Source organism: Streptomyces sp. NPDC033136 (assembly GCF_055578235.1).
Genome location: NZ_JBVIPD010000016.1, coordinates 158,854 through 177,143, shown reverse-complemented (window position 1 = coordinate 177,143; position 18,290 = coordinate 158,854). Strand labels below are relative to the sequence as shown.

14 protein-coding genes and 1 pseudogene are annotated in these 18,290 nt (G+C 67.8%); 7 read left to right on the top strand and 8 right to left on the bottom strand.

The window, feature by feature from the left end:
• Positions 1–143 precede the first annotated feature (143 nt).
• The 3 genes from ACZ5TL_RS27125 to ACZ5TL_RS27115 form a co-directional block, all read right to left on the bottom strand.
• Positions 144–1,595: a glycoside hydrolase family 32 protein gene (locus ACZ5TL_RS27125; protein WP_468592988.1), complete on the bottom strand. Its 1,452-nt coding sequence runs from the start codon at positions 1,593–1,595 to the stop codon at positions 144–146.
• On the bottom strand, positions 1,588–2,967 hold the full coding sequence (locus ACZ5TL_RS27120; RefSeq protein ID WP_468592987.1) for a glycoside hydrolase family 172 protein: 1,380 nt from the start codon (positions 2,965–2,967) through the stop codon (positions 1,588–1,590). The genes ACZ5TL_RS27125 and ACZ5TL_RS27120 overlap by 8 nt, the downstream gene beginning before the upstream one ends.
• A 91-nt stretch (positions 2,968–3,058) precedes the next feature.
• Entirely contained in the window at positions 3,059–4,063 is a 1,005-nt protein-coding gene (locus ACZ5TL_RS27115) for a LacI family DNA-binding transcriptional regulator (protein WP_468592986.1), read from the bottom strand.
• Positions 4,064–4,502: 439 nt separating this feature from the next.
• Between ACZ5TL_RS27115 and ACZ5TL_RS27110 the strand changes: the two genes are divergently transcribed.
• From ACZ5TL_RS27110 to ACZ5TL_RS27085, 6 genes are all read left to right on the top strand, one after another.
• Entirely contained in the window at positions 4,503–5,843 is a 1,341-nt protein-coding gene (locus ACZ5TL_RS27110) for an ABC transporter substrate-binding protein (protein ID WP_468592984.1), read from the top strand.
• 62 nt (positions 5,844–5,905) lie between these two features.
• Positions 5,906–6,781: a carbohydrate ABC transporter permease gene (locus ACZ5TL_RS27105; RefSeq protein WP_468592983.1), complete on the top strand. Its 876-nt coding sequence runs from the start codon at positions 5,906–5,908 to the stop codon at positions 6,779–6,781.
• Entirely contained in the window at positions 6,778–7,683 is a 906-nt protein-coding gene (locus tag ACZ5TL_RS27100; RefSeq protein WP_468592981.1) for a carbohydrate ABC transporter permease, read from the top strand. Before ACZ5TL_RS27105 ends, ACZ5TL_RS27100 begins: the two co-directional genes overlap by 4 nt.
• A 41-nt stretch (positions 7,684–7,724) precedes the next feature.
• Positions 7,725–7,916 carry a hypothetical protein gene (locus ACZ5TL_RS27095; protein ID WP_468592979.1) on the top strand — a complete coding sequence of 64 codons (192 nt, stop codon included), beginning with the start codon at positions 7,725–7,727 and terminating at the stop codon, positions 7,914–7,916.
• 48 nt (positions 7,917–7,964) lie between these two features.
• Positions 7,965–8,402 (top strand): hypothetical protein, encoded by a 438-nt coding sequence (locus ACZ5TL_RS27090; protein WP_468592978.1) that lies wholly within the window; start codon positions 7,965–7,967, stop codon positions 8,400–8,402.
• On the top strand, positions 8,403–9,137 hold the full coding sequence (locus ACZ5TL_RS27085; protein WP_468592977.1) for a NosD domain-containing protein: 735 nt from the start codon (positions 8,403–8,405) through the stop codon (positions 9,135–9,137).
• A gap of 207 nt (positions 9,138–9,344) precedes the next feature.
• Here the strand turns inward: ACZ5TL_RS27085 and ACZ5TL_RS27080 are convergent, their stop codons facing one another.
• From ACZ5TL_RS27080 to ACZ5TL_RS27065, 4 genes are all read right to left on the bottom strand, one after another.
• A complete protein-coding gene (locus ACZ5TL_RS27080) occupies positions 9,345–10,778 on the bottom strand; it encodes a carbohydrate ABC transporter permease (RefSeq protein ID WP_468592976.1) in 1,434 nt (477 codons plus the stop codon).
• Between the two features lies 1 nt (position 10,779).
• The gene (locus tag ACZ5TL_RS27075) at positions 10,780–11,706 is read right to left on the bottom strand and encodes a carbohydrate ABC transporter permease (protein WP_468593013.1); all 927 of its coding nucleotides are present in this window, start codon (positions 11,704–11,706) and stop codon (positions 10,780–10,782) included.
• Between the two features lie 79 nt (positions 11,707–11,785).
• Complete coding sequence (locus ACZ5TL_RS27070; RefSeq protein ID WP_468592975.1) at positions 11,786–13,090, bottom strand: ABC transporter substrate-binding protein; 1,305 nt, start codon at positions 13,088–13,090, stop codon at positions 11,786–11,788.
• 143 nt (positions 13,091–13,233) lie between these two features.
• The gene (locus ACZ5TL_RS27065; protein ID WP_468592974.1) at positions 13,234–14,268 is read right to left on the bottom strand and encodes a LacI family DNA-binding transcriptional regulator; all 1,035 of its coding nucleotides are present in this window, start codon (positions 14,266–14,268) and stop codon (positions 13,234–13,236) included.
• A gap of 752 nt (positions 14,269–15,020) precedes the next feature.
• Here ACZ5TL_RS27065 and ACZ5TL_RS27060 point away from each other — a divergent pair.
• Entirely contained in the window at positions 15,021–17,810 is a 2,790-nt protein-coding gene (locus ACZ5TL_RS27060; protein ID WP_468592973.1) for a GH32 C-terminal domain-containing protein, read from the top strand.
• 141 nt (positions 17,811–17,951) lie between these two features.
• Here the strand turns inward: ACZ5TL_RS27060 and ACZ5TL_RS27055 are convergent.
• A pseudogene (locus ACZ5TL_RS27055) lies at positions 17,952–18,287 on the bottom strand (transposase); the annotation flags it as partial.
• Positions 18,288–18,290 lie beyond the last annotated feature (3 nt).

Below are 18,290 nucleotides of genomic sequence, written 5' to 3'. Positions count from 1 at the left end.
CGCCGAGAAGGGGGTTCTGCGGCTGGTCGCCGCCGATACCCCCTTGCTCACCGCGTCCGGCGCGACCTCGCCCAGCAGACCGCGCCGGAGCCTGGTCGCCCTCGACACGGCCGCCTCGCTCCTGCGGCCGTCCGTGAGTCGTGTCAGGCCAGAGGCTGCCCGCTTACGGGGGTCAGATCCCATGCTTCGACCGCGTACGCAGCCGACTCCGCGCCCACGCCGCTCATCTGTACCCGCCAGGGACCGTCACCGGTGGGGTAGAGGCGCACGGTCAGGGTGCGGCCGGACGCGGTGAAGATCTCGGCGACCGAGTGGTCCAGCAGGATCCGCAGGTTCGCGGTCCGCCCTTCCGGCGGGAGGTGCCAGCGGCCGCCCTTCGCCCGGGGGTCGAGCGAGGCGTGGTCACGGTCGACGACCAGCCTGCCGCTGACCAGGTGGTGGACGATGTCGAGGTACTCGGCCCCGTCCTCGGAGGTCAGCAGCCGTAGCCGCGCGCCGGGCTCCATGCTCACCGTCAGGTCGGTCGCCCGGGAGATCTCGCCGAGGTCCACCGGCTGCTCTGCGTTCGCCTGGCCGGTGGCAGAGATCCGGTGTTCGCCCCGCAGGGAGAGCAGTTCTCGGGCCGGGCTCTGGACCAGCCCGCCGTCCGCGCCCGGCTCCAGTTCGCGGGGCAGCGACAGTATGCCCGCCCAGCCGGCCTCGTCGGTCCAGGTACTGGGGGCGCCCACGCGTTCCTCGTCCCGGGCTTCCCAGATCCAGGCCCACATCAACCAGCGGCCATCGGGAGCCCGGAGCAGGGCGGGGGCGTAGAAGTCCGGCCCGTGGTCGAGGAGCCGGGGCGCCGTGGCGCGGAATACGCCGTCCTCCTCGCGGCCCGGCCAGTAGACCGTGCAGCTGGCACCCTCCTGGGGGTCCCAGGCGCTGGCGAGGACGGCCCCGGTGCCGTCGGGGAAGGCGGCGTACTGCGCGCACTCCCAGCCTTCTTCGGTGTTGCGCCCGTCGGGCAAGGGCTGGGCGGGGCGGGCGAGGAAGACGCCCTGGTACGACCACTCGTCGAGGTCGTCGGAGGTGTACTCCACGGCCGCTCCCCGGCCGTCGGCGAGGGCGGCGCCGACGAGCATCCGCCACCTGTCGCCGTCCCGCCACACATAGGGGTCGCGGAACATCGTCGTACCCTCAGGCGCTTCTGGGATCAGCAGCCGGCCGCGCTTGGTGAAGGTCGTACCGCCGTCGTACGACACCGCCGAGGTCACCGGCTGGTGCCAACGGCCGGGATGGCGAGCCGAGTAGAAGGCGGTCAGGTGGCCGTCGTGCGAAACGGCGTTGCCCGACCAGACGCCGCCCTCGTCGTCACCGCCAGGGGTCGGCGCCAGGGCCACCGGCAGGAGCTCCCAGTGGATGAGGTCCGGGCTGCGGAAGTGGCCCCAGTGCATGTCGGCATGGCGGGCGCTGTGCGGGTTGTACTGGAAGAACACGTGGTAGTGGCCGTCGTGGAAGACCAGGCCGTTGGGATCGTTGATCCAGTGCGCCGGCGGTCGGAGATGGACGGCCGGGAAGTGCGTGTCGAGCGATACCGCCGCCTGGGTCTCAGTCATCGGTGCGCTCGTCATAACGGCGGCGCACGGCCGCGGCCTGCTTGATGTTGGCCTCGGACTCCTGGAGCGAGCGCTCGCCACGCTGCCGGGTCCGCTCGGCGAGGTGCTCCATGTGGCGCTCGAAGCGGGCCTGGTACCGCTCGCGCATCACCGCGATCTCCTCGGCGACGGCTCCTGAACGAGAGGCCGGAACCGGCATCGGCTGTCCGGCCGGGCGGACGGGCAGGCGCTGCTCCAGCGGCAGGATGGTGGCCTTGGGGGACGGCAGTGTCTGGTACCAGTAGGCGGTCGAGGCCCAGTCGTCGGCGAGGTGGTTGCCGTGGCCGTGCTCGATCGAAACCTTGATCCGCTCCTCGAAGCGGACCGGATCAGCCACGTGGAAGCGGTAGTTGACCGAGTAGCCGGGGACGTCGGCCTCGTGGAGGATGGCGCCGTGGTAGAGGTAGGCGTTCTTCTGCATCCCCCACGCGTGGTTGAAGTAGTCCTCGGTGCCGGTCCCGTGCAGGGAGGGCGGCCAGCTGGTGGAGCCGTCGGGCAGGAAGTCGTCGTCGATCCAGATCATGTCGTTGCCCTCGCCCCACCAGCTGCCCTGGCGGTGGTGGACGGAGAGGTTGCAGCCGACGTAGTGGCCCTTGCCCTCGGTGTCGAGGATGACGTAGTTGTCCTCGCCCGTCACGTCGACGATGTTGACCTCGGGGCTGTTGGTCTGGATGTCGGGGGCCCAGCCGTTGCAGGGGTTGTTGCGGTTCCAGCGGGCGTGGAAGTAGAGGGTGTCCTCGGGCAGGTCATCGGGGAACAGCTCATAGTCGATGTAGAAGTACTGCTGGATCGGCAGGTCGTTCTCGTTGACCAGCTCGATCCGGGCGCGCTTGTTGAACGGCATCGGCGCCCAGCAGTTCAGGGCCGCGCTGCCGCCGAAGATCAACGACTCCTCGGGCTTCGCGGAGACGGTGAACAGGGCCGACTGGTAGCTGTTGGGCATGCAGTGGCCGATGCCGAAGAAGTCGCCGAGCGGGACGAGGACGGCGGGCTCCTCCTCGTCGTCCCAGGTGATGCGGATCAGGACCTTGCGGTAGTAGTCCGGGTCCGGCTCCTCCCAGTTCACGCCGAGCGCGTTGTGGATCTCCATCACCGGGGCCACGGTGTCGGCCTCCAGCGGGTCGATCAGGCCGGGGCCGAGGGTGCGGCGGCAGAACTGGGTCATCCAGATGTGGGTGATGCGCCCGGGGCCTTCGAGGTCGGCCAGGACGCGGCTGGAGTGGGCGGGGGTCGTCCAGTAGTCCTGGTTGCGGCCGCGCTGGTCCCAGCTGGAGACACGGGCGGTGCGGGCCCGCGTGGAACGGGTGAGGTGTTCGAGAGAGTGCGAGGACATGGGAAACTGACCCCTTCAGTGATGGTTCGCTGAACTCGGGCGGCGAGAGACTGGACCTCTCTCGCCGCCCCCTTGCTGGTGTGGATGTGGTTCAGGCCGGGCAGCCGCAGGACTCCCGGTAGGTGATCTCCGGCTCCAGGCGGACGGTGCGCGGGCGGGACGTGAGGCTGCCGTCGATCCGACTGAGCAGCAGCTCCATCGCCGTGGCCCCGATCTCGTGGGCGGGCTGGACGACCGCGGTGATACCGGGGCGGAACAGATCGGTGTGCGGGAAGCCGTCGAAGGTGGCGAAGGCGAAGTCCTCAGGCGTGGTCAGGCCCAGTTCCTTCGCCGCCGCCAGTACGCCCACCGCTGTCTCGGTGCCGGCGGCGACCACCGCCGACGGCCGCTGCTGCCGTAGGACACTCGTCATGCGCTCGCCGGTGTCGTCCGCCCGTCCGCTGCCGGTGACGATCAGGGTTTCGTCGACGTCGATGTCCGCCTCGTAAAGCGCCTCGAGGTAGCCGCGCCGCCGCTCGGAGATGGTGGACACAGCGGTGTCGCCCGCGGCCAGGGCGATCCGCCGGTGGCCGTGCCGTTCCACCAGGTGCAGCACCAGCTCCCGCATGGGTGCGGTGTTCTCGACGCCCACCTGGTCGGCCTTGGCTCCGTTGAGGCGGTCGATCAGGACGACCGGAGTGCCCTGGTCGATCACGGCGGTGATGGCCTCCAGGTGGGACCGGGCAACGGGCGCGATGAGCAGGCCGTCGACCCGCCGCTCGGCCAGCACCTCCAGCGCCCGGGCCTCCAGCTCCGCGTCCTCGCCGGAATTGGCCAGCAGCACCGTCAGGCCGGCGCCCATGGCCTCCCGCTCGACACCGTGGGCCATCGCCGCGAAGGCCGGCTCGGCCACGTCCGTGAGGATCAGTCCGATGGAGTCGGTGCGTGAGCGGCGCAGCGCGCGGGCAAGGCTGTCCCGCCGGTAGCCCGTGGCCCGGATCGCGTCCTCGATCCGGGTGCGGGTCTCGTCGCGGACCGGCCGTGTGCCGTTGATGACGTGGGACACGGTGGACGTGGAGACGCCGGCCATCCGTGCAACGTCGGAGATCGTGGCCACTGCTGCTTCGCCGCCTCCTTGTGTCGTCGGACCCGATCCGAGATCCAGTCCGTAACTGCATAACGCCAGACGGTCCACCGGTCCATGTGGTTGACCGGTTCGCCGTCCCTTCGTTTCCCGTTACCGCTAGCGCATCGAAACGATTGCGCAGACCTTCGCACGCCGTGACGCGGACCGTCAATGGCTGCGGCCAGCGCGACTAGCGCACTCCTGGAAACTTCTCTGTCACACGGTATTGACACGCCGGGACTCGCGAGGCACCTTTCATCGAAACGTTTGCGTCAACGGCCGCAGAACCGCCCCGATGCCGACCATTCGAGCACACCGGACATCCATGCCGGAACAGACGGCCTGCACCCATACCGAACATCTCCTCGGAGCCCTGCCACCCCCACGCCGGTTCCGCCTCCCCACCCAGTTCCCGGAAGGCATCAGCACCATGGCGACCTCCCCTCAGCCCGCGACCCCGACGTCGAGACGGCCGTCCGGCATCTCGCGCCGACTCCTGCTCACCGCCACCGCGAGCGCCCTGTTCGTCACCGCCACGGCCTGCGGGTCCGCAGTGAACACGGCGGACGGATCGTCGTCGGACGGCCTGATCACGCTGTCCATGCACAACCCGGACAGCAAGACCCAGGACCCGGCGACCTGGCAGATGGTGCAGGAGTTCAACAAGAAGAATCCCGACATGAAGATCAAGCTGGAGGGCCAGCCGGTCGACCAGCACGAGCAGCGCATGACCATCGCCGCCCAGAGCGGCACGCTGCCGGAGATCTTCTGGGTCTACGACTCGCTCGCGAAGACCATGGTCAAGAGCGACGACCTGCTGGATCTGAGCCCGATCCTCGCTGAGAACGGCCTCAAGGCGAAGTTTGCCCCGAGTATGCTCGCCGGTTTCCAGCAGGACGGCGTCCAGTACGGCCTGCCGTACCAGGCGCTGGTCACGGGCTTCTACTACAACAAGGCCATCCTGGACGAGCACAAGATCGCCGTCCCCGAGACCTTCGAGGACCTGCTCGCCGCGGTGAAGAAGCTGAAGGCGGCCGGCGTGGTGCCGATCGCGCAGGGTGCGAACAACTCGTCGTTCAGCGTGTGGGCGTTCCTGACCATGCTCGACCGCTTCGGCTACGAGGCGAAGTACCAGGACATCCTGTCCGGCAAGGCGAGCTACGACAACGCCGACTTCCTGCGCCTGTACAAGCACGTGGAGGAGCTCGCGAAGGCCGGCGCCTTCCCCTCCAACATGAACACGCAGACCTACGCCCAGGCCGTCGCTTCATACACGGACGGCAAGGCGGCCTTCCTGGACGCGGGTGTCTGGGAGGCGGCCAAGATCCAGAAGAGCACCGTGGGCAAGGACACCGGCTTCTGGGCCGGGCCGACCTTCTCCGACGGGGTCGGCGAGCAGAAGCTCGTCATGAACGTGCCCTCGGCGCCGTTCGTCGTCAGCGCCAAGGTCAAGGACGACAAGAAGAAGTACGCCGCGGTGAAGGCGTTCATCCAGTTCTACTACAGCGACGCGGGCCAGAAGATCCTCGTAGACAACGCCCAGCCGCCGGTGACGACGTACGAGCCGGCCGTCGATGCCGCAAAGAACTCGGTCTTCGCCGCCGTCCTGGCCGAAGCCTCGAAGCCCGGCTGGAAGAGCCCGAAGGCCCAGCCCGACCTGGTCGTCTCCGCGGCCACCGCGAGCGCCATGTACGACAGCTTCTACGGCGTGATGGGCGGCAGCCTCAGCCCCGAAGAGGCCGTGAAGAACGTCCAGAAGACCATCAAGTAGTCACGCTGCCGGCGCCCGCGTGCCGCACGGGGCGGCGCGCGGGCCCGGACGACGGGAACAGCATGAACTGGCTCACCACGCGCCGGCACTTCACCCTCATGGTCGCGCCGGCCCTGATCATCTACAGCCTGTACATGATCTATCCGATCCTGTACTCGCTCTACTACAGCTTCACCAACTTCGACGGCGTCTCCGCCAACGGCTTCGCCGGATTCGACAACTACCAGCAGATGGGCCAGGACGACGCGTTCTGGACCTCGATGCGCAACACCGGGATCATCCTCGGCATCGCCCTGTTCCTGCTGATCCCCCTGGGCTTCCTGCTCGCGATCCTGCTCAGCGGCCGGGTGAAGGGCAGCGGTGCGATGCGGGCGCTCGTCTTCGCCCCCGCGATCATCGCGCCAATCCTCGTCGGACTGATCTGGATCTTCATCCTGGACCCGAAGATCGGCCTGGTGAACGCCTTCCTGCTGGCGATCGGCGTGCCCGCGCACCCGCAGTGGATCGGCGGCCCCACCCTCAGCCCGTACTCGATCGGCTTCGTCTACCTGTGGCAGCAGATCGGGTTCGTCCTGACCATCTTCTACGCCGGCCTGCGCATGCTGCCCCGTGACGTGATGGAGGCCAGCAGCCTGGACGGCGCCAGCCGCTGGCAGCAGCTGCGGCACATCCAGATCCCGATGATGCGCGAGACGTTCGGCATCGTCACCGCGCTCGTCGTCACCGGCGTCTTCAAGGTCTTCGAGCTCGTCTACGCCCTCACCGGCGGCGGTCCCGTCCACCTCTCCGAGGTCATGGTCAGCTACATGTACCACATCACCTTCACCACCCAGCAGTACGGCTACGGCATGGCCCTGGCGGTGGTGGTGTTCGTGGTCGGCACGCTCGCCTCCGCGGCCACGTTCCTCGGCAACCGCCGTAAGGGAGAAGTCCGTTGAGCATCGATACCGAGGTCAAGAAGCCGCTCGCGTCCCCGGCGGCTTCCGGCGAGACTCCGAGCAGGCCGCGACGCCGCAGCCGCGGCAGGATCGTGGTCTCGGCGGTCGCCTACCTGATCACCTTCGTGATCCTCTTCCCGCTGCTGTGGATCATGCTGTTGTCGTTCCAGACCAGTGACAACATCCTCAACGACCCGTTCTCGCTGAGCAATCTCACCCTGGCCAACTACCAGCAGGCGCTGGAGACCCTGAACCTGCTGGTGATGTACAAGAACACCCTGATCCTGGCCGTCGTGTCGGTCACGGTCGGCCTGGTCATCTCCTACATGGCCGCATTCGCGCTCACCCGCATGGTCTTCCGCAGCGGTCGGCGCCGCACGCAGAACACCCTGCGCTTCTACTTCCTGGCCGGGCTCGCCATCCCCGTCTACATCCTGCTGTTCCCGGTGTACCGGCTGGACATCGCCTTCGGCCTGTTCGGCACCTACTTCGCGCTGATCCTGCCGTACATCGCGGTGACGATCCCCTTCAACATCCTGCTGCTGACCGGCTTCCTGCGGGACTTCCCCGAGGAGATCGAACAGGCCGCCGTGATGGACGGGGTCGGGCTGTGGCGCATGGCCTGGAAGGTCGTCTTCCCGCTGATGCGGCCGGTCATCGCCACTCTCGCCATCCTCAACGTCATCTACGTCTGGAACGAGTTCCCCTTCGCGGTCACCCTCATCAACGACCCGAACATGACCACCGTCTCCCTCGGCGTCTCCCAGTTCCAGGGCGTCTACAGCGTCAACTACGGCGCCATGATGGCGTCCGCCACCCTCGTCCTGCTGCCGCAGCTGGCGATCTACGCGGCCTTCCAGAAGCAGGTCATCTCGGGCATGACCGCAGGCGCCGTCCGCTGACCCCCACGCACACCCACCTCACCGGTTCGCTAGGAGCCGTCATGCACCCTGACCAACCATCCGCCCCGTCCCGCCGCACCCTGCTCAAAGGCGCCGCAGCCCTGACCACCGTGGCGTTCCTGTCCGCCGCACCACTGCAGCCCGCCGCCGCTGCCGTACCGGAACGCCGCGAGTCGGCCGAGCCCAAGACCGACCCGCATCCGTCGTACGCCTCGATCGTCGGACTCCTCTGACCTGGCCCCACTCCCCCGCGCAGCAACCTCCAACCGGAAGGACACCCTGTGGCCCGCACCGTCTACGACGTCACCACCTTCAACGGCAGCGTTTCCCCGCACAAGGACATCGGCAAGGTGATCAACGAGATCATCGCCGACATCAAGTCCAAGCAGAAGACCCAGAACACCAGACCCGGCGCCGTCATCTACATCCCGCCGGGCCACTACGACCTGCTCACCCGCGTCGTCATCGACGTCAGCTTCCTGACGATCAAGGGCTCCGGACACGGCTTCCTCTCCCGCGCCATCCACGACGACACCTCCGACACCAGCAAGTGGATCGAGGTCCAGCCCGGCTCCAGCCACATCCGGGTCAAGCACACCGACGGCAACAACGAGGCGTTCCTCGTCCAGCGTTCCGGCGCGCCCGCCGAGGTCGGCCGGCTCAACGGCATCGTCTTCCAGGACTTCTGCATCGACGGCGTGGCGTCCACCAAGCCCTAAGTGGAGGGCAACCACAAAATCGGCATCTCGGTCCAGTCGGACAACGACTCGTTCCGCTTCGAGGGAATGGGCTTCGTCTACCTCACCCAGGCCATGGTCGTCCGGGGCGCGGACGCCTGCAGCTTCACCAACAACTTCGTCGCCGAGTGCGGCACTTCCATCTCCCTCACCGGCGCCTCGCAGGTCGCCAAGATCACCAACAACTACCTGATCAGCGCCTGGGCGGGCTACTCGGTCTTCGCGGAGAACGCCGAGGGCATCCTCATCTCCGGCAACACCATTCTGTGGGCCTGCAACATCACCCTCATCAACTCCAACCGCTGCAACATCTCCGCCAACAAGCTGCTGAGCAACTTCCCCAGCATGATCGCCCTGACGAACGGCAGCTCGGAGAACCTGATCTCCGGCAACCACTTCCGCCGCGTCCACGGCGACGGCACCAGCACCCGCTTCGACGACCTCGTCCACATCAACGGCAGCGACAATGCGGTGACCGGTAACCAGTTCTCCTTCTCTGTACCGGCCGCGAACATCACCCCGTCCGGGGCCGACCCCACGCTCATCCTCATCGCCGGCGGCGCCCGTAACTACCTGGCCACCAACAACATCAAGGCCAGCCTAGACGTCAAGGTCGTCCTCGACTCTTCCTCCACTGAGACGAAGATCCTCTACAGCGCCAAGAGCTCCCAGCTGCAGTCCTACACCGACGACTACTCACTCGTAGCCACACCTTGAGCGGACCGGATCGCCTGCGCGGGCACAGGAGCGCGTAAGCAGCCCTGCGTTCCCGCGCAGGCTTTCCCTGATCTACCTCGCAGACCCCAACGTGTCGGCCGAGCACATCCTCGAGCCCCCCGCCGCGCCACTGCCGGCCGACAGGCTGCGCGCCGCACTGGACGCCACCCAACGAATGACAGTGGCCGAGCGCACCTTCTGAGAACCCTATCCAGGCGATCGATGCCCTCGCGGGCGACGATCTACGTGAATGCGGCCTGGGCGGTCGCGTCTGCCGCGTATCGCATGGTGTACGACCGCACATTCCAGGCGCCGACCGTGTAACCGAGGTGTCCCTCTCCTGCGGCGCGGGCTTCGATCCGCCAGGGGCTGTCTCCGGTGGGGTAGAACCGCAAGGTCAGCGTCTGGCCCGACGGCAGGTAGAACTCGGCAACGGAACGGTCCACCACCAGACGCAGTTCGATCGGGGCACCGGACGCCGTCTTCGCTTCTGGGCAGGGGATACGGTACGTGCCGCCGTGTGCGCGGGTCGAGTGAGGCATGCCCCCGGTCGACGACGAGCTCGCTGGTGGCGGAGTCGATTCTGATGTCGAGGTACTCGGTGCCATCGGCAGAGGTCACCAGCCGTAGTCCCCCTGCCGTCCCCGGAGCGCGGAGTTCGAGACGGGCGGTCAGATCGAAGCTCGTGCTCACCGTGCCCAGTACAGCGGTTCCGGTGGTCTCGCCGGAAGCCGTCACCGCGCGTCCGTCGCGCAGCGCGAGGAGTTCCGTAGCCGGTCGCTGGCGTACGGAGCCGTCCTGGCCGAGTGTCACCTCACGCGGCAGTGTCAGCAGCCCCGCCCAGCCGGCCTCACGCACCCACTGCGGGTCGCGGGCCTCCCAAGACCAGCCCCACAGCAGCCACCGGCCGTCGGGGGCCGGCAGCAGCGCCGGTGCGTAGAAGTCGGGACCGTGGTCAGCGGCCACAGATAGGAGTTCCAGGCGGGCAGGAAGGTGAGGATGGCGACGGTTGCGACAGCCGGGCCGGACAGCGGCATGACGATGCGGCGGTAGATGGTGAACCAGCCCGCGCCGTCCGCGCGCCGCCTCGTCGATCTCCTTGGGGATGCTCTGGAAGTACTGGTGGAAGAAGAAGATCGAGAAGGCGTTGGCGACCAACGGCAGGATCTGCACCTGGTAGGTGTCCATCCAGCCGGTGGTCCACTCCAGGTGGAAGCCGTTGACCCGGAGCAGCGGCAGCTGGTTGATCCACCACACCAGCGGCAGGGCGAAGGTCTCGAACGGCACGATGAGGGTGGCGATGACGGCGGTCATGAGGGCCTTGCGGCCGGGCCAGCGCATCCGGGAGAGAGCGAATGCGGCCAGGCTGTTGACGACGATGCCGAGCACCACGGTGATCGACGAGATGAGCACGGAGTTCAGCAGGAACCGCGTCGCCGGGACCCGCTCGAAGACACCTGTGTAGTTGTCCAGCGACAGGGCGCCGACCGGCAGGAAGGCGCGCAGGGAGCCCAGGTCGCCGAAGATCTGGTCGTCCGGCTTGAACGACGAGACCAGCATGAAGACGAGCGGGAGCGCGAAGACCAGGGCCAGGACGGCCCGGCCGGCGTGTCCGCCGAGGTGCTTCAGGAAGGAGGTCATGTCAGTCCTTCTCCCGGGTCAGGAAGCGCTGGACGAGGGACACGGCCAGCACGAGCACGAAGAAGACCAGGGAGATGGCCGCCGCGTACGCGGTCTGCTGCTGCTCGTAGCCGGTGTGCATCGCCTGGTGGACGACGGTGGTGGTGGAGTCGAGCGGGCCGCCCTGGGTCATCACGTTGATCTGGGTGAAGAGGCCGAGTGCCTGGATGGTGATGGTGATCAGCACGAAGGTCCGGGTGGGGCGCAGTCCGGGCCAGGTGACATGGCGGAAGCGGTGCCGGCGGGTGGCCCCGTCCAGGTCGGCGGCCTCGTACAGCTCGGCGGGGATGGTCTGGAGCCCGGCCAGCCAGATGATCATGTGGAAGCCGACGCCCTGCCACACCGACATCAGGATGATGGCCGGCATCGCGGTGGCCGGGTCGCCCAGCCAGTCCCGGCCCTCGACGTGTCCGAGGGTGAGCGCGGAGAGCACGTGGTTGACGAGGCCGTCCTGTCGGTAGAGGAAGGTCCAGAGCAGGGACACGACCACCATCGAGGTGACGACCGGCAGGAAGTAGACGGTGCGGAAGAAGTTGACGCCGCGCACCTTCGCGTTGACCAGCAGGGCCAGCACCAGGGCGAGCCCGGCCTGGAGCGGGACGACGACGGCGGCGAAGTACGCCGTGTTGCGCAGGGACTTGAAGAAGACCGGGTCCTGGAAGAGCTGGGTGAAGTTCCGCAGGCCGACGAACCGGGCCGGGGTGGGCGAGATCAGCCTTGCGTCGGTGAAGGACAAGGCGAAGGTCAGGGCGAGCGGTACGACGACGAAGACGATCAGCAGCACCACGGCCGGGGTGGCCATGCCGAGGGCGGTGAGGCTCTCACGGCGGCGGGCGTGCGTCCTTCGGGTTCGCCGGACCGTACGCAGCCGGCCGAGGGCTGCGATCATGGTGGTCACGGTAGCTCCAGAGGGAGCCGGTCCGGTTCGGGCGCGTAGGGAAGCGCAGTCGGGGCCCGGACCGGGGCGGTCAGCCGGCGTAGTAGTTGTTCGTCTCGAGGTTGTTGTCGATGGCCTTCGCGGCCTGGCCCAAGGCGTCCTTGGGGTCGGCCCCGGTCAGGATGTCCTGGGTCGCCTTCTGGAACTCGGTGGAGATGTACGGGTAGGCCGGGGTGACCGGACGCACCACCGCGTACTTGCGCGCGAACTGGGCGAACACGCTGAACTTCCCGCCCGGTTGGTAGCCGTCGACCTGCTCGGCGGCGGCGTCGGTGGCCGCGATCGTGCCGGTGGCCGTGGCGTAGTCCACGAAGTACTTGCTCTGGCGGGAGAACTTCAGCCACGCCTGCGCTCCGTCCTTGTTGGAGCAGGTGGAGCTCATCGCCCATTGCCAGGAGGCGCCGCCGATCTTGGGTCCGTTGCCGAAGTCGACGGGCGGGATGATCGCCAGGTCGTCACCGAGCTTCGCGGCGTTCTTGGCCGCGTTCCAGCTGCCGTCCCAGTGGAGGGCGCTCTTGCCGGCCAGGAAGTCCTTGTTGGGGTCGGCTCCGGACTTCTTCGACAGGTAGCCCTTGGTGACCAGCGAGCGGAACCATGTGGCCCACTCCACCGCCTCCTTGCCGTCGAGGATGCCCGAGGCGCTTGTGTAGCCGTCGCGGTCGATCAGGTCACCGCCGAAGCTCTGCAGCTGCGGTGAGTATCCGTACGGGTACCACTCGCCGAGGCTGCCCGTGCCCATCTCCAGCGGGTACTGGAACTTGCCGCTCTTCTTCAGTTCGGCCAGCGCGGAGTCGAACTCGGCCTTCGTCCAGGGCTTGTCGATGGTGGGGATGCGGATGCCGTATGCCTTCAGCACCGACTTGCGGGCGAAGAAGGTGAGGGAGACGTCGGTGAAGCCGAACGCGTAGACCTTGTCCTTGTAGCGGCCGACCGTGCTGGGCAATTGGCCGGACAGCGGGACCTCGCTGCCGGAGACGTCGATGGGGGCCAGGTAGCCACCCCAGGCCCAGTTCGGCACGTTGGGGCCGTCCACGTCGAGCAGGCAGGGCAGCTTGCGGGCCGAGGCGGCGGCCACGACGGAGTCGTTGTAGTTGCTCTGCGGGAACGCCTGGAGCTTGACCTCGTACTCGCTCTGCGAGCTGTTGAAGTCCTTGATGATCTTCTTCACGACGTCGAGCTCGGCCGAGTTGCCGGCGTTGTGCGTCCACAGCGTCAGCGTGTTGCCGCTGGCTCCCGACGTGCTGCCGCCGCTTCCGGTCGCGCATCCGGCGACCAGCGCGGTCGCCGCCGCGACGGCTAAGGTCGCACATGCGAGGCGGCTGGTTCTCAACACCACGAGGTTCCTCCATCTCACTGGGACGGGTCTTGCCGGACCCGCCTTGGCGACCGGTAGCGACGGTCGCTGTTCTTGGTGGCCGTCCCGCCGCCCGGAGGTTCTCCGCTCCGGGCTGCGGGACGACCGTCTTCGGGTGCCTGGTGTCAGCCCGCAGCGGGCGCGCCGATGGAGGCACGCTCCCGCAGCGGCATGGGCACACGGTGTACGGCGGCTTCGAGCGGCCCCTCGCCCAGGATCAACTCCACGGCGAGGCGGCCAAGTTGGTAATGCGGCAGCTTGAGGGTGGTGAGCGCCGGGCGCAGTACGGCCGCGATGTCCTGGTCGTCGAAGGAGACCACCGACACGTCACCGGGCACGGACAGCCCTGCCTCGCCCAGCGCCTGGTAAGCGCCGAAGGACAGCCGGTCGGTCAGGCACACCAGCGCCCGGGGGCCGTGGCCCGCCGCCAGCAGCGCGGAGACCTCCCGGTAGCCGTCGTGCGTGTTCCAGTCGCACTCGATGACGCCGTCCAGGCGGGCCCCGCCCGCCCGCAGGACCTCTTCCAGGCCGCGCATGCGCTCATCGCCGGCGATGATCCCCTCAGGGGTGGCCGGCACCGCCTGGTGACCGCCAATGGCCCAGATGCCTTCGGTGTGGCCGGCCGCGAGCAGGGCACGGGCCGCGTCCCGGCCGGCCTCCAGTTCGTCCGGGACGACGGATGGCGCGTCGAAGCCGGGGGCCAGGCAGTTCAGCAGGACCACCCGGCGCCCGTACAGCTCCTTGGGCGGGGTGATGTACCGGGTGAACATGGACGCGTAGATCACCGCGTCGACCTGACGGTCGAGCAGCGCGTGGACGAGTGACGACTCGGCGGCGCGGTCGCCGCCGGCCTCCGTGATGAACAGCAGGTGGTCGCGTTCCCGGGCGGCCTCCAGCGCGCCGCGGATCACGTCTCCCGCGAACGGTGTCGTGGTGATCAGGTCGGACACGAACCCGATGGTCTGGGTTGACTTGGTCCGCAGGCTGCGTGCCGTGACGTTGGGGCGGTAGCCCAGCTCCCGGGCGGCCTCCAGCACGCGTTCACGGGAAGCGGCGGAGATGCGCATGTCGGTGCGGCCGGAGAGGGCGAACGACGCGGTGGTCGGCGAGACACCTGCCCTGCGGGCAACGTCGGCCATCGTCACGCGGCGTTCAGACATCAGCGACTCAGCTCCCTTGTTAAATCGGATTAGCAAGGTTGCGACGAGAGTGATGCGCTCTTCGCGCGACGTCAACACCTTGGACACCTCGAACTCGAAACAGCGAGGTTTTGTACCGCTATGCCCCATCTCCAGGTAACGCCACGGTAAATCGCTTCGCGTTAGCCCTTGCTTTAGCCGAGACGGCACGCGAACGATGCGGAGCCACGTGGTTGAACCGATTTGGCACGACGAAACTCTGCCGCACCGTCCCAGGAGTCAGCCATGAGGAGAAACCGGCCGTCAGTGTCGTTTCGGCCGCCGTGGGCGGCGCGATTGTCCCGTTCTCGTTCGCTGCCGCTACCGCCGCCGCTCGGAACCCAACACTGCCCGGACGTCCTTGGCCCCGGGCGCGAACCCGCCCAGCGCGGACGAGGCAGCGCTGAAAGCCGACGTCGAACGGGCTGCCGTCCCACACCTGAACACGATCGCGTCAGTGCGCGCTCTGTCTGCCGTCACGGGAGACACGGTCATCTCGCCCACCGGTTCTGCCCCCGGCGGTGCGGCTTTCGACTGCTTCTCGCGGGGCGGGCGCCGGCGCGGGGCGCCGACGGCTTCGGCCGCAGCGTCCGACATGCCTGCTCCCCCATCACCCACAACCGGAGGTATGCATGCGCACATGCTCACCGGCGAGGGGCGCAACGAGGCCCTCGCTCAACGTTCTGCGACTGCTGCTCGCGCTCACGATATGTCTCGGCCTGACGTCACCCCTGATGACGGCACCCGCCGACGCAAGCGAGAGCAGCCTGTCCAACCCGGACTTCGAGACCGGCGACTTGAGCGGCTGGACCACTACGGGAACAGCGTTCAACGGAGCGGTCACCGACGAGCCGGGCTGGGGATGGGGCTGCTGCTTCAACCAGCAGGGCACCCACCACTTATGGGGCTTCGCCGGCGGCGGCGACGCACCCACCGGGACCGTCACATCCGAGCCGTTCACACTGACCGGCACCGGAATGGTCAGCGCGCTCGTGTCCGGCGGCCGTAACGACAACGACCTGTACGTCGCCCTCACCACACTCGACGGCACAGTGCTCCACAAAGCCACCGGAACCGACGACGAGGCGTACCGCAGAGTTACCTGGGACGCACGTGAGCACCTGGGCAGGCAGCTGCGCATCACCGCGGTCGACCGGGCCACCGGCGGCTGGGGCCACATCAACCTCGACGACGTCAGGGTGGGGATCGACAAGGCGCCGGATCCCTCCGAAGCGGGACTCGCCGCCTACTGGGACTTCGCCGACGGCAAGGGCACCACGACCAAGGAGAGAATCAGCCAGGCCGCCGACCCCATCAGCTACGTCTTCAACGACGCGCCGTACAAGCCGGACAGCGATCCGCTCTGGCGCCCGAAGCGCGAGGAGGACGGCGTACTCTCCGGCTCCCTTCTGTTCGACGGCTATTCCACCTGGGTCACGCGGGCCGCGGCGCAGACGCAGCTGCCCACGGACGGCATGACGGTCGAGGCGTGGGTCGCGCCGCGCGCGTTCGAGTGGGGTGACGAGGGGAAGCCGTCCGCCGTCGTCAACCAGCAGGACAAGGGGGCGAAGCGAGGCTTCTCCCTCGGTGTCGGCCGGCATGGACGGTGGCAATTCGGCGTCGGAACCGGTGACACGTGGTACGAGACGACGGTCCCGAAGTCGGCGGCCCTGGCCGCGGGCAAGTGGGCGCACCTCTCGGCGGTGTTCGCACCGGGCGACGGAGCGATCAGGCTCTTCCTCAACGGCGAGCAGGTCGCCCAGACGGCCATCCCCACAACCGCGCGGCTGGCCAAGGCCGATGTTCCGCTGATCATCGGCCGTCACAACCAGCCCGCCATCATCAACGGCACATTCGCCGTGAACATGTTCAACGGACTGATCGACGAGGTGAAGATCCACACCAGCGCACTCGCCCCGGCGTCGGTGACGGCCGGCCATCAGAAGGATGTGCGGTCCTTCGCCGGTGGCGTCACTCCCATGGCCGAGATGGACATGGACCGTTCGCGCTACGACGGTGACCGGTACCGTCCGGGCTACCACTTCACCGCCCCGAACCACTGGATGAACGAGCCTCATGCTCCCATCCAGTACAAGGGCAAGTACCACCTCTTCTACCAGCACAACTCCCACGGCCCCTACTGGCACAACATCAGCTGGGGACACGCGGTGAGCGAGGACCTGGTGCACTGGAGCGACCTGCCCGTCGCGCTCGCGCCCACCGAGGACAGCGTGGCACCCGACGGGGTCTGGTCCGGCGACGCCACCCTCGACGAGAACGGCGTGCCCGTCCTGCTGTTCACGGCCGGCAACGACGCCCAGCGCCCCAACCAGGCGACCGGACTCGCGCGCCCCGTCGACCCCGGCGATCCCGACCTGGTCGAGTGGAAGATGCACCCCACCCTCGTCACCAGCCAGACCGCCGACCTCGATGTCGGCGCCGGACGAAAGGTCCGCTTCGGGGACTTCCGCGACCCGTTCGTCTGGAAGGAGGGCGACACCTGGTTCCAGCTGATGGGCTCCGGCGTCCAGACCAACGACGGCAGGGACGTCGGAGGCACAGCGCTCCTCTACACCTCCAAGAACCTCACCGACTGGGCCTACTCCGGACCACTGATGGTCGGTGACGTGGCGGCCCACCCCAGGACCGGCCAGGTCTGGGAGCTGCCCACGTTCCTGCCGATCGGAAAGGACGCTCAAGGCCGCGAGCGCCGGGCCCTGCTCGTCAACCCGGCCTTCCCCGCCGGCCCCGGCGAGTACAGCAGCAAGTACGTCTACTACTGGGTCGGCACCTGGGACGCCCAGGCCCGCCGCTGGACACCCGACACCACAGAACCGAAGCTGATGGACTACGGCGACCACTTCACCGGCCCCAGCGGAACGGTGGACGACAAGGGGCGCTCTCTGGTCTTCAGCATCGCGCAGGACCGGCGGACCGAGCGCGCCCACTACGACGCAGGGTGGGCGCACAACGCCGGCCTCCCCATCGAACTGTCCATGCTGTCCGACGGCGACCTCGGCTTCAGCCCCGTCGAGGAGGTCTCACGCCTCCACGTCGGCGAAACCCTCGTGGACATCAGTGCCCCGACGTCCGTCACCGACGCGAACGCGCGCCTGACGAACATCAAGGGGGACATGCTCCACATCAAGCTGACACTCGAGCGCGGCAGCGCCGACACCTTCGGTCTCGACGTGCTGCGCAGCCCGGGGGATGAAGAACGGACACGCCTGTTCTACGACGCGCCCGCCGGACAACTTGGAGTGGACAGAACGAGGTCCGGGAACAACTCCAGCGCCGAGCCGAACCTCGGTATACAGAAGGGGCCGCTGACACTCTCGAACGGCACTCTGACACTGGACGTGTTCGTCGACCGCTCGGTGATCGAGACCTACGCGAACTCACACAAGTCGATCACCACCCGCGCCTACCCATTCCGGCAGGACTCCCTCGGCCTGCGACTCTTCGGCGACGGCAGCGTCGTCAAGTCCATGACCGTCTGGAAGATGGGCAGCATGACCGACTGACATTCGGAGTACATCGGCGTACACGCCGGACGCTGAACGCTGTCGTGACCCGCCGTACGCAGAAGCACCGACCGGGATTCCGGCGGGGCTTCTGCCAAGGGGCCCCGCATCGCCTGTTCTGTCACCTGCCTGTCACAGCCCCTATGAGCGGGGGGCTTGCTGTAGCTGTCTTACCAGGTGGAAGACCTCCCGGGCCGCGTAGCGTTTGAGGCAGCGGACGATTTCGCGCCGCGTCTTGCCCTCCTTGATCCGGCGCTCGTAGTAGTCCTGAGTGCGCGGGTCGACCCGCAGGCGGGTGAACACGATGCGGTGGAGCGCGGCGTTGGCCTGCCGGTCCCCGCCGCGGTTGAGGCGACGGAATTGCCTGCGTCCCGAGGAACGCTCGACAGGACTGACACCGCACAGCGCGGCGAACGACGACTCGCTGTCCAGCCGTTCCGGGTTGTCCCCCACCGTGATCAGCAACGTGACCGCCGTGGC

Coding starts and splice junctions, on each gene's coding strand:
- ACZ5TL_RS27125 (WP_468592988.1), bottom strand. CDS start 1,595: ATGACTGAGACCCAGGCGGCGGTATCGCTCGACACGCACTTCCCGGCC.
- ACZ5TL_RS27120 (WP_468592987.1), bottom strand. CDS start 2,967: ATGTCCTCGCACTCTCTCGAACACCTCACCCGTTCCACGCGGGCCCGC.
- ACZ5TL_RS27110 (WP_468592984.1), top strand. CDS start 4,503: ATGGCGACCTCCCCTCAGCCCGCGACCCCGACGTCGAGACGGCCGTCC.
- ACZ5TL_RS27105 (WP_468592983.1), top strand. CDS start 5,906: ATGAACTGGCTCACCACGCGCCGGCACTTCACCCTCATGGTCGCGCCG.
- ACZ5TL_RS27095 (WP_468592979.1), top strand. CDS start 7,725: ATGCACCCTGACCAACCATCCGCCCCGTCCCGCCGCACCCTGCTCAAA.
- ACZ5TL_RS27080 (WP_468592976.1), bottom strand. CDS start 10,778: ATGACCTCCTTCCTGAAGCACCTCGGCGGACACGCCGGCCGGGCCGTC.
- ACZ5TL_RS27075 (WP_468593013.1), bottom strand. CDS start 11,706: ATGATCGCAGCCCTCGGCCGGCTGCGTACGGTCCGGCGAACCCGAAGG.
- ACZ5TL_RS27065 (WP_468592974.1), bottom strand. CDS start 14,268: ATGTCTGAACGCCGCGTGACGATGGCCGACGTTGCCCGCAGGGCAGGT.
- ACZ5TL_RS27060 (WP_468592973.1), top strand. CDS start 15,021: ATGACGGCACCCGCCGACGCAAGCGAGAGCAGCCTGTCCAACCCGGAC.